Source organism: Streptomyces sp. NPDC005784, assembly GCF_042871525.1.
Classification (GTDB): domain Bacteria; phylum Actinomycetota; class Actinomycetes; order Streptomycetales; family Streptomycetaceae; genus Streptomyces.
Window position 1 is genome coordinate 85,843 of sequence record NZ_JBIAIQ010000033.1, and the last position, 14,520, is coordinate 100,362.

Sequence of the window (14,520 nt, forward strand, 5' to 3'; positions counted from 1 at the left end):
CGGCACGGCATTCCACCAGGGCCGATCGGGAGGCGCTGGGTACAGCTGGCCGATCGACTTCTTCAGAACGGAACTTTCGCATGGCCGACAAGCAGCACTACGACGTGATCGTCATCGGCACCGGCGCGGGCGGCGGCACGCTCGCCCACCGGTTGGCCCCCAGTGGCAAGCGGGTCCTGATCCTGGAACGCGGCGGTTACCTGCCCAGGGAACGCGACAACTGGGACTCCACCGCCGTCTTCATCACGGCCAAGTACCGTGCGCCGGAGTTCTGGTACGACAAGCACGGCCAGCAGTTCCCCCCGGAGACCAACTACTACGTCGGGGGCAACACCAAGTTCTACGGGGCCGCTCTGTTCCGGCTCCGCCCGGAGGACTTCGGCGAGATCCGCCACCATGACGGCATCTCACCCGCCTGGCCGATCCGCCACGAGGACCTGGAGCCGTACTACACACAGGCCGAGCAGTTGTACCTGGTGCACGGCCGGCACGGCGAGGACCCCACCGAGGGACCCGTCAGCGGTGACTACCCCCACCCCCCGGTGGAGCACGAACCGCGCATCCAGCAGCTCAGCGATGACCTGGAGAAACAGGGGCTGCACCCCTTCCACCTGCCCATCGGCGTGAACCTCACCCAGGACGACAAGGGCAGGGCCACCCACGACAGCGTCTGCATCCGCTGCGACCGGGTCGACGGTTTTCCCTGCCTGATGGGCGCCAAGTCCGACGCGCAGGTGCTCTGCGTCGACCCCGCGCTGAAATACGACAACGTCACGATGGTGACCAACGCCGACGTGCGGCGCCTGGAGACCGACCCGAGCGGACGCACCGTCACCGGGGTCGTCGCCGAACTCGCGGACGGGACGACCGAGACGTTCAGCGCCGACATCGTGGTCGTCGCGTGCGGCGCCGTCAACTCCGCAGTCCTGCTGCTGCGCTCGGCGAACGACAAGCACCCGCGCGGCCTGGCCAACAGCTCGGACGTGATCGGGCGGCACTACATGCGGCACAACAACGTGGCGCTGATGGCCGTGTCCAAGGAGCCCAATCCGACGAAGTTCCAGAAGACCCTGGCGCTGAACGACTGGTACCTGGGAGCGGACGACTGGGACTACCCGCTCGGCGGCATCCAGATGCTCGGCAAGTCCGACGCCGACCAGGTCCGAGGCAATGCGCCGCGCTGGGCCGCCGCGATCTCGCCCGACATGCCGTTCGAGGTGCTCGCGCACCACGCCGTCGACTTCTGGTTGTGCGGGGAGGACCTCCCGCTGGCCGAGAGCCGGGTCACCCTCGGCAAGGACGACAGCATCCATCTGGCGCTGGACGAGAAGAACAACATCGCTGGGGTCAAACGCCTCCAGCACAAACTGGAGAAGATGCTCGGACACCTGGGGATGCACCCGCACCGCCTGCTGGACCACAGCATCTACCTGCACAAGGGCCTGCCCATCGGGGCCACCGCCCACCAGGCCGGCACGGTCCGCTTCGGCACGGACCCCGACAGCTCGGCCCTCGACCTGAACTGCAAGGCCCACGACCTCGACAACCTGTACGTGGTCGACACGAGCTTCTTCCCCAGCATCGGGGCCGTGAACCCGTCCCTGACCGCCATCGCCAACGCCCTGCGGGTCGGCGACCACCTGATCGAGCGGATGAAGTGACGGATGTGCCCGGGGCTGCACTACACGTTGTCCCCGGGCATCCCCGCAGCCGAGGTGTCGGTGTCGGTGAGCTCTTCCAACCGGCCCTTCGTGTCGAGCCGGTAGACCAGCACCAGTGCCGGCCCGACGAGCACGACCGCGACGAGTGACACGATCACCAGCCAGCGCATGCTGTGCGAGGCCCCGGCGGCCTGGGACACCGTGAGCGAGGTCGGCAGCAGATAGGGCCGCTGGGCGAAGCCCCAGGCCAGCACGGCCAGTGCGACGGTCGCCACCGATGTGTAGCGGGACCAGCCGTGGAACCGGCGCGCCAGGAGCAGCACCGTGGCCAGGCCGCAGACAGCGGCCAGGATCACCATCAGCAGTCCGAGGCCGCCGGTGAGGCCGTCCCAGACGTACCGTGCGTCGTCCCGGGTGACGGGCAGGGCCACCAGAGCCAGGATGACGAGGGCCGCGAAGGCGATCCACGCCCGCAGGCGGAAGTAGTCGATGAGGTCTTCCGCCCCGAACCGCCGGGCGTCGGAGCACAGGAACACAGCACCGAGGAAGGCGGTGGCGGCGATGGCCAGCAGGCCCGCGAGGAGCGAGGTCGGGTTGGCCCAGGCGTCCGCGGACGCGGGGGTGCCCACCGCTACCCGCCCGGAGGCGATGCCTCCGAGCACCGATCCGAGGAAGAACGGCGTGAGAAGCGACGAGATCGCGAACATCGCACCGTAGACACGCTGTTGGGCCAGTCGACGGGTCGGCTTGCGCAGGGCGAATCCGGCGCCACGGAGTACCTGACCGACGGCTGCAAGGGCGATCGGCAGCCACAGCGCCTCGAAGACCGCCTGGAACATCGCGGGGAAGCCCGTCCACATGATGACCAGGATGAAGATCAGCCAGACGTTGTTGACCTCCCAGACCGGTGCCATGGCGTGGTCGATCAGCCATCGGGGCCGTTTGCCGCGCTCGGCGCCGCCGGCCAGCAGGTCCCAGAAGCCGGCGCCGTAGTCGGTGCCCCCGGCACAGGCGTAGGCGGCGATCGCGACCACCAGCAGCCAGGCGATGACGTTGGCCATCATCGGGTGCCGCCCGACGTCGTACCGGACCCGCCGCTGAGCGCTGCCCCGGCTTCTTCGGGTACCGGCTCTCCTCTGGGCCCGTAAGGCGTGTCGGCCTCGGGATCGAGCGCTCCCCGCATCGCCCCCCGCATCGCCGCGCCTTCGTCGGCCATGCGCCAGCGGTTGCGCATCTTCAAAACGACTGCCAGAAAGGCCGCGAACACGGCCACATACACGACGATCACGATGCCGAACATGGTCCAGATCCCACTGGCGTGGGTGGAGGTGACGGCCTGCGACACCCGCATGTTGTGGTAGACGATCCACGGCTGGCGACCGACCTCCGTGGTGATCCACCCACATTCCACCGTGACCAGGCACGCTGCTCCCGCGAGCGCGGCGCAGGAGAAGAACCAGCGGTTCAGCGGCAGATCCCGGTGGCGCCACCAGAGCCAGGCGTACCAGAGTGCGAGCAGGATCAGCACGCTGCCGATCGTGGCCATGATGTCGAAGGTCCAGTGCACGATGGTCGCCTGCGTCGGCGTGGGGCGGTCGGCGGCGGACACGGCGGTCAGACCGGTCACCTGGGTGCTGGGTTTGAACCCGGCGAGCATGGAGTCCAATTGCGGGATCTTGATCCCGCCGGAGATCGTCCCGTTGCCGTTCAGTCGGCCGAAGACGTACTCGGGCACGTGGGTGTCGGTCTTCCAGACGATCTCCATGGCAGCGAACTTGGTCGGCTGCTTGTGGAAGACGGCGCGAGCGGCCGAGTCGCCGAGGAAGGCTTGGACGGGGGTGAGGATCGCAGCGACCGTGAACGGGACGGTGAAGCCGAGCTTGTGGTAGCGGTCGCGTCGCCCACGCAGCCATCCGACCGCGTACACGCCGGCGACCACATAACCGGCGGTCATGAACATGGCAACTACGAAGTGCCAGTATTCGGGGCCGAACATCGGCGTGAAGATCGCCTGCCGCACATTGACGTTTACGGGGTTTCCCTGGGAATCCAGGTCGAAGCCCTGGGGGGTGTTCATCCAGGAGTTGGCCGCGACGATGCCGAACGCCCCCAGCATCGCGGTCAACGGCAGAGGCACGGCCAGCCACCAGTGCGTCCACGGCTTGAGCCGGCGCCAGCCGTACAGGTAGACCGCGATCAGGACGGCCTCGAGGAAGAACGCCCACGCCTCCACGCCGAAGCCGAGGCCGAAAACGTCGCCCCAGCGGCCCATCATCCCGGGCCACAGCAGGCCGAACTCAAGCGACAGGACGGTGCCGGTGACGACGCCGATGGCGAACTGCACCGCCATCACCGCGGACCAACGCCGGGCGAGGAGCAGGGCCACGGGATCGTTGCGGCGCAGCGCCCGGTAGTGCATCAGGACCGTGATGAACGGGAGCGCGACTCCGAACGGTACGAGCAGGATGTGCATGGCCAGTGTGAAGGCCATCTGCTCACGAGCCGGCAGGAGCTGGGGAGGAGTGGTGGTTTCCGCCAGATGGACAAGCGTGCTGAGCATGTGCGCCTCGATGGTCTGCCCCGCGCGCAGTGGGGGCTCAGGAGGAACGGCCAAGGAACCGCCGGCGCGGACCGGCCAGGAACAACGTCAGGAGGGAGGGGACGACGCCCTCGTTCCGGGGAGGGATCCGTTCGGCGCGTCCCGGTCGGGCATCGTGAAGGCGCGTTCGCGCCTCGCGCTCGAGGCGAAGGTGACACCCCAGCTCAGCACCGCTCCCAGCCTGCTGCGGAATCCGGTGAGGAAGGCGATGTGGATCAGGAGCCAGGTCAGCCAGCCCGTCAGGCCCGACAGGTGCAGCCGGCCGACCTTGACGACGGCTCTCCCGCGGCAGACGTAGGCGGCACTGCCCAGGTCCACGTACTTGAAGGGCTTGGGCTGCTTCCTGCCCTCCACGAAATGGCGCACGGCACGGCCGGCGTACGCACCCGTCTGCATGGCGACCTCGGCCAGGCCGGGCAGCCGGTCGAGGCTCATCACGTCGCCCGTGACGTAGATGTTCGGGTACCCCTCGAGGGTCAGGCCGGGTTCGACCGCGATGCGCCCGGCCCGGTCCTGGGTCGCTCCGGTGGCCCGCGCCAGCGCCCCGGCGATGGGCGGGGCCTCGACACCCGCCGTCCACAGCACCGTACGCGCCGCGAACCGGGTGCTCCCGCCGCTCCTGTCCTTCACGGTCAGCCCGTCCGCATCGACGGCGGTGACCATCGTGCCCAAGTGGATCTCCACGCCGAGGTGCTGCAGGGTCCGGGCCGCACGGTCGGCGAGGTGAGGTCCGAAAGCGCCCAGCACCTCGTCGGATCCTTCGAAGAGCAGCACCCGGGCCTGGGCGGAGTCGATCGTGCGGAACTCCCGGTCGAGCGTGTGACCGGCGATCTCCCTGATCTGTCCCGCGAGTTCCACACCGGTCGGACCGCCCCCGACGAGTGCGAAGGTGAGCCACCGCCGGCGTTCCTCGGGGTCGGTGGCCGTTTCGGCCATCTCGAAGGCCCGGTAGAGCCTGCGGCGGATGTCGAGGGCGTCATCCAGGGTCTTCATGCCAGGCGCGTGCGCGGCGAACTCGTCGTGCCCGAAATAGGACTGGCGCATGCCGACAGCGACGATCAGATCGTCGTAGGGCAGCTCGAGTGCCCCACCGTCGGGCCGCCGCGCGTGCACCACCTTGGCACGCGGATCCACGTCGGTGGCCTCGGCGAGCAGGCAGCTCACATTGCGGTGGCGGCGCAGGACCGCACGCAGCGGCTGCGCGATCTGGCCCTCCGACAGGATCCCGGCCGCGCACTGGTACAGCAGCGGCTGGAACAGGTGGTGGGCCCGGCGGTCGACCACGGTCACCGCGACCGGTGCACGTCGCAGGGCACGGGCAGCGAACAGTCCAGCGAACCCACCACCGATGATCACCACCCGTCGGGGCGTGACATGATCTTCCATCAGCGCTCAGCCGCCCGTGGCGAAGCCGGGGAAGAGCGTCATCCCGCCGTCGACGTACAAGGTGGTGCCCACGACGTAGTCGAGCAGATCGGAGGCGACGGCGACGACGGCGTTGGCGATGTCCTCCGGGTCGCCGACGCGGCGGTACGGGATCAGCTTGAGCAGGTCGGCCTCAGCCTGCGGGGTATCCCAGGCGTCCTTGTTGATGGGCGTGCGGATCGCGCCGGGCGCGACCGCGTTCACCCGGATGTGTTTGGGGGCCAACTCCTGGGCAAGGGTCTGCATCAGCATGCCCACACCGCCCTTGGAGGAGGCGTAGTTGACGTGACCGCTCCAGGGAACGATCTGGTGGACCGAGCTCATGCAGATGATCTTGCCGGCCGACCGCGAGACCTCCGGGACGATTCCGCGCCGCATGAACTCCTTGGCAGCCTCCCGTGCGCACAGGAACTGGCCGGTGAGGTTGACGTCGATGACCTTCTGCCAGTGGGCGAGCGTCATTTCCGTCACCGACGCGTCCCGCTGGAGGCCGGCATTGGCCACCATGATGTCGATGGTGCCGAAGTCGTTCACCATCCGGTCGACCATGCCGACGACCTGGTCCTCGTTGGACACGTCGGCTTCATGAGCGTAGGAGCGGACCCCAAACCCTTTGATCTGCTCGACGACCTTCTCGGCCGCGTCCGCGTCGACCACGTAGTTCACTACGACATCCGCTCCGGCCCGGCCCAAGGCAACAGCAGTTGCCAGGCCGATGCCGGAGTTGGCACCGGTCACCAGGGCCCTCTGCCCCTTGAGGAGCTGTGCGGACGACGTCCCCCGGGGCTCGTCGGCGTTTCCTGCGGCCATGATCTCTCCCTGGGTGTAATTCAGAGGGCATAGTTCGATGTGCGCGTGCCCGGTATGGGCATTCGGTTGGCCGGGCGCTCGAGGGCAGGCATCCGAGCCGCCGCGGCGCAGAACCCAAACAACAGCACTTTGTGCGGGCGGCAGACGGACAGGCGCACCAGGCAGGCGCACTTTCGTCCGGCCGCGTCACCGGGACGGACCAATCCCCATCGACCTCGGCTACGCAGGCCGGGAGCAGGATCAGAGGGGTGCTGCGGCACTGCGCCTCCGCCCGTCCGTATGTGTGCGGGACGCCTGCGGTGCGGCCGGTGCAGGCCGTTCGGCGGCAGCCCGATGAGGTGAACACCGATGACGATTCCGCCGGTGTCCCGCGTCTCGCTTGCACTGGCCCGGAAGCGTTCGCATTCTCGACACGTGCACGCGAACCAGACCGGACGTCAGCTGACCTTGCGACACGGCGACCACACTGCGGTCGTGGTGGAACTCGGAGCAGCCCTGCGCTCATACACCATCGGCGACAGCCAGGTGCTCCACGGGTTCGACGCCCATGACCGAATCACCGGCGGGCGTGGCCAGATCCTCGTACCGTGGCCGAACCGGGTCGGGGCCGGACGCTACCAGTGGCGTGGCGAGGATCTGCAGCTGCCGTTGTCCGAGCCCGAGCACGGAAACGCCATTCACGGACTGCTTCGCTGGGTCTCATGGCAGGTCGTCGAATCCGATACCAGTCGCGCCGTGTGCGAGGCCAGTGTGTGGCCGCAGCCCGGCTATCCGTTTCACCTCCAGGTCCGCGCCCAGTACGTGCTGGATGACGCCGGCCTCGAGGTCACCCTGACCGCATGGAACAGGGGCGAGAACGTCGCGCCCTATGGTGTCGGCCAGCACCCCTACCTCACCGTAGGCACCGGCACGGTCGACGATGTGGTGCTGACCGTGCCGGCGCAGACATGGCTGCGCACCGACGAACGCGGGCTTCCGGTGGCGGAGGAGCCCGTCGCCGGCACCCCGTACGATTTCCGCGAGCCGCGGGCCATCGGCGCCACGCGGTTGGACAGCCCGTTCGGTTCGCTTCTACGGGATGCACAGGGGCGGGCAGTGGTCCGCCTGGCTCACCCCTCCGGCGAGCACGGTGCGGACCTCTGGCTCGGCGAGGGCGCTGAGTACCTCCAGATCTACACCGGTGACACGCTCCCGGGGCCGGAGAGGCGCCGTGCCCTCGCCGTCGAACCTATGTCCTGCCCGCCGAACGCATTTGCCAGCGGGACCTCGATCGTCGCCCTCGAGCCAGGTGACCACCACACGATGCGCTGGGGTATCACTCCGTGGCGCAGGTGACCGCACCCCCGTCGGGCGGCGGGCCGGCGTGGGCTTCGCCTGGCAAACCGGATCATCCGCGACGCCCTCGCCAAGCTGTCGACGAGACTCCTCGAAGTCGACACAGAGGTACCGGAGATAGAGAAGTCCGCGTACGACGTGCTTGTACTCGGCCGCATCCATGCGGCCGCGCAGCTTGTCCGCAGCTCTCCAGATCAGTTCCCTGACCGGCGTGGGTTCTCCCCGAGACGGCACCGGCCTCACCTCTTGCCCTTCGGTTGCTCGGCCATCTGCGTCAATTCCGTTGTGATTAGAGCCTCAAGCACCCGATTTTCCGCAAGTGCCGCGTCCGCTCGCTCATGGAGCGGCACCGCGATACGGGCAAACTGATCCCTCACATGGACCGCGGGCCGGCCCGCTTCCGGCCGCGCCACGCCCCGAGATGGCCTAGACCCGCGTGCCACCCGTTGAACCTGTCCGTAGTGTCCGATACGGACCTGTGGATCGATACGTGAGGTGGCCGGTGGCACTGCACAAAGCTCAGGAACCGGAGGCCGACCCGGCCGTCGACATCTTCGCCTCGCCACTGAGCGAGCGCCCGCTGCCGAAGCGGTCCATGCCGGACTCCCCTGCGCCGCCGGCAACGCCGAGCAGAACCTCGCGACCTTCTGCACGACCTGGTCGGACGACGAGGTCCGTCGGCTGATGGACCTGTGCCTGGACAAGAACATCGTCGACAAGGACGAGTACCCGCAGACCGCGGAGATCGAGTCGCGCTGCGTGAACATCCTCGCGGACCTGTGGCACGCACCCTGTCGGCGCCGACGAGGCCAACGCGGCCGGCTGCTCGACCACCGGCTCCAGCGAGGCGGCGATGCTCTGCGGCCTCGCCCTGAAGTGGCGGTGGCGGGACCGGCGGCGCGCCGCCGGCCAGTCGACCGACCGCCTGAACCTGGTCTGTGGCCCGGCGCAGGTCTGCTGGGAGAGTTTTGCCCGCTACTTCGACGTCGAACTGCGCCAGGTCCCGGTCGAGCCCGGTGCGACCGGCCTGCAGCCGCACCGGCTACGCGAGTACGTCGACGAGAACACCATCGGCGTCGTCGCGATCCTCGGCGTCACCTACACCTGTACCTACGAGCCGGTGGCGGAGATCGTGGCCAGGCTGGACCGCCTGCAGGTGGAGACCGCCTAAAGTGCCGCTGCACGTGGACGCGGCCTCTGGCGGGTTCATTGCGCCCTTCCTCCACCGCGACCTGGTCTGGGACTTCCGGCTGCCGCGGGTCTCCTCGATCAACGCCTCGGGCCACAAGTACGGGATGGCCCCGCTCGGCGTCGGCTGGGCGCTGTGGGGCAGCCCTCCCGGACGACCTGGTCTTCCACGTCGACTACCTGGGCGGACATGCCGGCCCTGGCCCTCTCCCGCCCCGGCGGGCAGGTCGTCACCCAGTACTTCATGTTCCTGCGGCTCGGCCGCGAGGGGTACCGGCGGGTCTACCAGGCCTGCGCGGACACGGCGCGCAGCATTTTGCACGGCAGGTCGCCGAGACGGGCCCGACTCGGTCGGCTGGAGCCTGTACGACCTCTCCGACCAGCTGCGGATGCGCGGCTGGCAGGTGCCCTCGTACCCGCTGCCGCCGGACCGCCAGGAGACCATCATCCAGCGAGTCCTGGCCCGGCACGGCGTCGACCGCGACGAGATCGAACTCCTCGTCGACGACATGCGCGGAGCTATCAAGCGCCTCGACCAGGGCAACCCGCACGACGCCGACCGCACTAGCTTCCACCATTGTCAGCCCGGCGGCGCGGGTGTCAGCCGCCATGCGCCCGACCGGCGCCTGGCACTCCAGCTGGGCTTCGGAATTTTGCCTGGTCAGAGGCTGTGTGGTGGGTCTAATGGGCCAGGGCGGTCAGGGGCGATCCTCAGGGGACTGCCCCTCGATCGTGTGCGGCCGGCGATGGTCGGCGCATCGAGCACGAGATCGACGCCAGCGACCATCGGCAGGTGGATGCCGCGTCCGTCGGTGCATACCTGCTTCGACGCCTCAATCTCCTCCGGCTTCAGCCGGACTTCCGGGCGCGGCCGGGTGAGCGGAGTGAGGAGGCAGCCAGCTGTGGGCTGTGGACCAAGGGTGTGGCGGCCGTCTGTCTGCTCAGGGCGGCAGGGCGTTGGAGAGGGCTGTGGGCTGTGTACTCCGGAAGGCCCGTGGCGGACGCCTTGATCGCCTACAGCGCCAGGTGGCGGGAACGCAGGAACGTGGTGAGCGCGCGGGCCCAGACCAGTGCGGAGCCTTTTTCGCTTCCGGAAGGAACAGAACCGTCGTGGCCGAAGAGCAGATCCTGCTGGGCATCGGACTGACCGTCGCACTCGCGGTGGGCTCGCAGATCCTGGCGAGCAAGCTGCACCTCCCTTCACTGATCGTGCTGCTGCCCGTCGGCTTCACGGCCGGGGCGCTCACCGACATCGTCCACCCCGATCGGCTGGCTCCCGACTTCTCGGCCCTGGTGTCGCTCGCGGTTGCCGTGATCCTCTACGACGCGGGGCTGGGCCTCGATCTGCAGAATCTGAGGGGCGAGACCCGGAGCGTGGTGACGCGGCTGATCGTGCTGGGCATCCCCATCACCGCCGGAGCCTGTCTCGGGTTGGCCGCCGCGCTGTTCGACGTCCCGTTCAAGGTGGCGGCCATGATCGGGGTGATCCTCGTCGTCTCGGGGCCTACGGTCGTCGGCCCGCTGCTCGACCACGCCCGGCCGACCGACCGGGTGCGGAGGATCCTGACCTGGGAAGGGACCCTGATCGACCCGCTCGGCGGGATCCTCGGTGCCGTCGTCTTCCATATCGTCATCAGATCCCAGGAACGGCAGGGCTACCGGTTCGGCATGTTCTTCGGGAGCATGGCCGTGGGGCTGGCCGGCGGCCTGGTCGGTGTCGCACTGCTGTGGCTGACGCTGCGCCGACTTCGGCTCGGCGGGACGCTCGGGACGCTCGCGCAATTGGCCACGGTGGTCGCGGTATCCGCGGGCTGCGACGCGCTGCTGGACGACACCGGGCTCATCGCGGCGATCCTCACCGGCGTCGCGGTGGCGAACCTGCCCGGGTACGACATGCCGGCGCGCCGCCCGTTCTTCGAGACCGTCGTCCAACTGGTCATCGGCCTGCTGTTCATCTCCATCTCGGCCTCGGTCGCGCCGGAGGCCGTCGCCTCCGTACTCCTCCCCTCGCTGGCCCTCGTCGCCGCTCTCGTCCTGGTGGTGAGACCGGTGGTCTCCCTCGTCGCGGCGGCCGGGACGGACGTCGCCTCCCGGGAGAGGGCGTTCATCGGCTGGATGGCACCCCGGGGCATCGTCGCCGCCGCCACCGCCACCACGTTCTCCGGCGCCTTGGTCGACAAGGGGCTGTCCGGTGCCAACAAGATCCTTCCGATCACCTTCCTCGTGATCGTCGGGACCGTCCTGGTCTACGCGCTGACCGCCAGGCCGGTGGCCGTGCGCCTGGGCGTCGGCCAGTCCGCCCGAACCCGGCCCCTGCTGGTGGGCGCCGCCCCCTGGGTGATCGACCTCGCGCGGTCGCTCGGTGCGGCCGGCCTGGACGTGTTGATGTGGTCCGGACTCCCTCGGGAGAGGGCCCGGATCAAGGCGGCGGGAATCGAGCTGGCCGCCGGGGAACTCCTCGCCGCGGCGACCGACCCCACAGCCAGCCTGGAGGGCGTCACCACCGCCCTGCTGCTCACGGACGATGACGACCTCAACGCGCTCGCCTCGGTGGTCGTGCAGGACAGCCTTGACGGCCCGGTGTACCGCATCGGGGCGCCGCCCGGTGGTGAGGGCATCATGGCCCCGTACACCGGCGGCGGCGTGCTCTTCGGACCCGGCCTCGTCCGGACCGCACTGGAGGCTCGCCACGAGCAAGGGGCCCGCTTTCTCGTGCACCCGGCCGCCGAACCGGTCCCCCCAGGTCACGAGCTGCTGTTCGTCGTCCGGGCCGACGGCCGACTTGAACCGGTCACCGCGGCGCAGGCGGTCATTCCGGCGAAGAGCGACAATCTCGTGCTCCTCGGGCCCGTACCGCACGGCTCTGCGTAGGCCGCTGACGTACATGTCCTGGGGTGGGTGACTGCGCCCGGTGCTCTCAGACGTACCGCCGGGGTGGAGCTATGATCAATGCCCCGCGGCCGTGGCTCGACGAGTCGCGCGCCGCCAGAACCGCCGCTGCAGGCGAAGGGCGAGGACGATCACGAGGACGGCCACGTTGGGGTTCAGTTCCTTCGAAACCGCCATCAGAGCGAGGTTGTTGTGCCGCATGTAATGGCGGCTGACCATGCCGGACCTGTTGGCCAGGCCCGTCCGGGTGCCGGTCGTTGGCCGACCTCAGGAGCAGGACAGCGGACTTGACGGCACCGCAGGAGACCACCACGACGTCACCGGAGAAGGTGGCGGTGGTGCCGTCGCCGAGCTCGCGACCACGACGGTGACGGTCCGGCCTCAGAGGTCGGTCACAGCCGGCGCACGTCGGCGCGGGTGATCATCGAGACGTTGTCGTGTTCCAGGGCCGGATCGACGCAGATCACCTGGCCATCCCGCCGTGGTGGTGCAGTTCGCCGAAGTGCTCTGGGCGCAGCCGGAACAGTGCGGCGCCGTAGAACTTGGTGTTACCGCCGACGTAGTAGTTGCCTTCCGGCGGGAACTCCTTGTCGTACCAAAATTCCGGGGCGCGGTACTTTCCCTTGACGAAGACCGCGGTGGGTCCCGGTTGTCGCGCTCGCGGGGCAGGTAGTCACCGCGTTCGAGGATAAGGATGCGCTCGCCCGGTCGGGGCCAGTCGGTGGGCCAGGGTGCCGCCGCCTGCGCCGGTGCCGATGATGATGACGTCGTAGCGCTGATCTCCGGCTACTGAGGGTATCGATCTGGAGCACCCGAGACCGCCCGGCAGAACAAGTCCCGTCTCTTGCAAATTACAACAGGCCTGCCCGGCCGGCATCTCACGGACGATGCGGGTGGGCCGGGGCGGCCGGACCGTGGGAGGACTGGGCAAGCACACGCAGCGCCGCCCGGACGGTCTGTTCCGTGCTGCCGGAGGCATCCACCGTGGTGCCCGGCTCACCGGGCTGGAGCGGCTCCAGGAGCCGGTACTGCGAGTCGAGCAGCTCCGGGGGCATGAAGTGCCCGCGCCGGGCGGTGATCCGCTCCAGCGCCACGGCGGGGTCGAGTGACAGGTAGAGGAACCACACCTCGGCGCCCGGCGGTCGCAGCCGGTCCCGGTACTCGCGCCGTAGCGCCGAGCACGCCATGACGCCGCCGCTCCGGTCGGCGGTGGTGCGGATCCATTCGGCGACAGCGGCCAGCCAGGGACGGCGGTCGGCGTCGTCGAGGGGCCGCCCGGAGGCCATCTTGGCGCGGTTCGCGGCCGAGTGGAGGTCGTCGGCGTCGACGAACGGCACGCCGAGCCTCTCCGCCAGCCGGCGGCCGACGGTCGTCTTGCCACAGGCGGACACGCCCATCACGATCACCACCCGGTTGCCGAGGACTTCCCTGACCATGCTGCGTGGGCCTCCCTGCGTCGACTGCCGGAACATTGGTGTCATATCCACTGTCGTCCTAACGAAGCCCGACCGCCGCCTGACACCCCGAGAAGTGGATCGCCGGGCGGCCGGGGCATGGAGGTCCGCATGACGGATGCAGCCGGCGATCCCACCGGCGCCAGGGCGCTGCTGCCGTTCGCACCGCGGGAGCTCGGCGGGCTGCCCGAGGGGTAGCGAGCCGTCGTCTGGGACGGCCGTGGCCCTGCCCCGGCGGACAGCGCGTTGGAGGCCGTGGAGTTCTTCGTCGTCCCGTACACCCGCACCAGCGCGGCGGTGCCCGTGCTGGGGCGGCTGCCGACGCTGCGGGTGGTGCAATCTCTGAGCGCGGGGGTGGAGGACCTGTTGCCGCACGTGGCTCCGGAGGTCACGCTCTGCAACGCCCGGGCGAGCAAACACCGCACGCCGGACACGGAAGCGCACCGTCCAGGGTGCCGGCCTTGACCCGCACCACGCCGTCCTCCACCCACACGCGTTCCACCTGCACCTTCTCCAGGTGCGGGAACACGATGCCCAGCAAGTCATCACACACGACAGACCGTGCCACCGGAATGACGCTTCGTCACCCCGTCACGGAAATCTTGACTGAGCCCCCGCAGGTCCTTGGCGATGTCCGAGGACCTGTCACCTCGTGCGAACCTCCGCCCGGCCTCCAGCCGGATCCGTTCACGTGCAGCCCGTCGCTCAGCCGTCAGGCCCCCACCATCCGCGTAGCGCATAACACCGCTAGTGCTGGATTCCTCTTTAGCTGGGTATATGTCCTGGTGGCGGGGTAGTTGAGGGTGCTCGGGGGCGGGTGCTGGGCGATGGTTTTATGGGCACGGCCGGAGCGTGACGAGGACGAGCGGGCTGTCGTCCGTCGCCTGGCGCGGGCACGGAAGGCACCGCGGGATGTGGTGATACGGGCCCGGATGATCGAGCTGAGCTGGTCGGGGCTGCGGGTGCCGGCGATCGCGGTGGAGCTGGACTGTAGCCAGAAGACGGTCCGATGCTGGGTGCACCGCTTCAACCGATCGGGTCTGCAGGGACTGGATGATCTGGGTGGGCAGGGCCGCAAGCGGCGGATCACCGAGGAGGAGCGGTCCCGGATCATTTCCCTGGTCAAGACTGTGCCGCCGGGGCGGCTGCGATGGGAGCC

The 14,520-nt window shown here is 69.0% G+C and carries 10 protein-coding genes and 2 pseudogenes; 6 read left to right on the forward strand and 6 right to left on the reverse strand.

The window, feature by feature from the left end; all coding sequences use genetic code 11:
* The first annotated feature begins 80 nt into the window (after window positions 1–80).
* Window positions 81–1,661: a GMC oxidoreductase gene (locus ACFYR3_RS35285; protein WP_389285996.1), complete on the forward strand. Its 1,581-nt coding sequence runs from the start codon at window positions 81–83 to the stop codon at window positions 1,659–1,661.
* Between the two features lie 20 nt (window positions 1,662–1,681).
* Here the strand turns inward: ACFYR3_RS35285 and ACFYR3_RS35290 are convergent, their stop codons facing one another.
* From ACFYR3_RS35290 to ACFYR3_RS35305, 4 genes are all read right to left on the reverse strand, one after another.
* Window positions 1,682–2,725: a cytochrome d ubiquinol oxidase subunit II gene (locus ACFYR3_RS35290; protein ID WP_389285998.1), complete on the reverse strand. Its 1,044-nt coding sequence runs from the start codon at window positions 2,723–2,725 to the stop codon at window positions 1,682–1,684.
* Window positions 2,722–4,221: a cytochrome ubiquinol oxidase subunit I gene (locus tag ACFYR3_RS35295; RefSeq protein ID WP_389286000.1), complete on the reverse strand. Its 1,500-nt coding sequence runs from the start codon at window positions 4,219–4,221 to the stop codon at window positions 2,722–2,724. The genes ACFYR3_RS35290 and ACFYR3_RS35295 overlap by 4 nt, the downstream gene beginning before the upstream one ends.
* 87 nt (window positions 4,222–4,308) lie before the next feature.
* On the reverse strand, window positions 4,309–5,646 hold the full coding sequence (locus ACFYR3_RS35300; protein ID WP_389286002.1) for an NAD(P)/FAD-dependent oxidoreductase: 1,338 nt from the start codon (window positions 5,644–5,646) through the stop codon (window positions 4,309–4,311).
* A 6-nt stretch (window positions 5,647–5,652) separates the two neighbouring features.
* Window positions 5,653–6,495: an SDR family oxidoreductase gene (locus tag ACFYR3_RS35305; RefSeq protein WP_389286004.1), complete on the reverse strand. Its 843-nt coding sequence runs from the start codon at window positions 6,493–6,495 to the stop codon at window positions 5,653–5,655.
* 348 nt (window positions 6,496–6,843) lie between these two features.
* On the opposite strand from ACFYR3_RS35305, the gene ACFYR3_RS35310 reads away from it, so the two are divergent.
* The gene (locus ACFYR3_RS35310; RefSeq protein ID WP_389286006.1) at window positions 6,844–7,830 is read left to right on the forward strand and encodes an aldose 1-epimerase family protein; all 987 of its coding nucleotides are present in this window, start codon (window positions 6,844–6,846) and stop codon (window positions 7,828–7,830) included.
* A gap of 78 nt (window positions 7,831–7,908) precedes the next feature.
* Here ACFYR3_RS35310 and ACFYR3_RS35315 read toward each other — a convergent pair.
* Window positions 7,909–8,073 (reverse strand): annotated as a pseudogene (locus ACFYR3_RS35315) (type I restriction-modification system subunit M N-terminal domain-containing protein); the annotation flags it as partial.
* Between the two features lie 259 nt (window positions 8,074–8,332).
* Here ACFYR3_RS35315 and ACFYR3_RS35320 point away from each other — a divergent pair.
* A pseudogene (locus tag ACFYR3_RS35320) lies at window positions 8,333–9,596 on the forward strand (glutamate decarboxylase); the annotation flags it as partial.
* A 532-nt stretch (window positions 9,597–10,128) separates the two neighbouring features.
* A complete protein-coding gene (locus ACFYR3_RS35325; protein WP_389286008.1) occupies window positions 10,129–11,889 on the forward strand; it encodes a cation:proton antiporter in 1,761 nt (586 codons plus the stop codon).
* An 896-nt stretch (window positions 11,890–12,785) separates the two neighbouring features.
* On the opposite strand, the gene ACFYR3_RS35330 is transcribed toward ACFYR3_RS35325, so the two are convergent.
* A complete protein-coding gene (locus ACFYR3_RS35330) occupies window positions 12,786–13,343 on the reverse strand; it encodes a gluconokinase (RefSeq protein ID WP_389286010.1) in 558 nt (185 codons plus the stop codon).
* 273 nt (window positions 13,344–13,616) lie between these two features.
* On the opposite strand from ACFYR3_RS35330, the gene ACFYR3_RS35335 reads away from it, so the two are divergent.
* Window positions 13,617–13,826, forward strand: coding sequence for a hypothetical protein (locus tag ACFYR3_RS35335; protein WP_389286012.1), 210 nt, complete (start codon window positions 13,617–13,619; stop codon window positions 13,824–13,826).
* Window positions 13,827–14,293: 467 nt separating this feature from the next.
* A partial coding sequence (locus ACFYR3_RS35340; protein WP_389286014.1) for a transposase occupies window positions 14,294–14,520 on the forward strand: 227 nt, incomplete at its 3' end.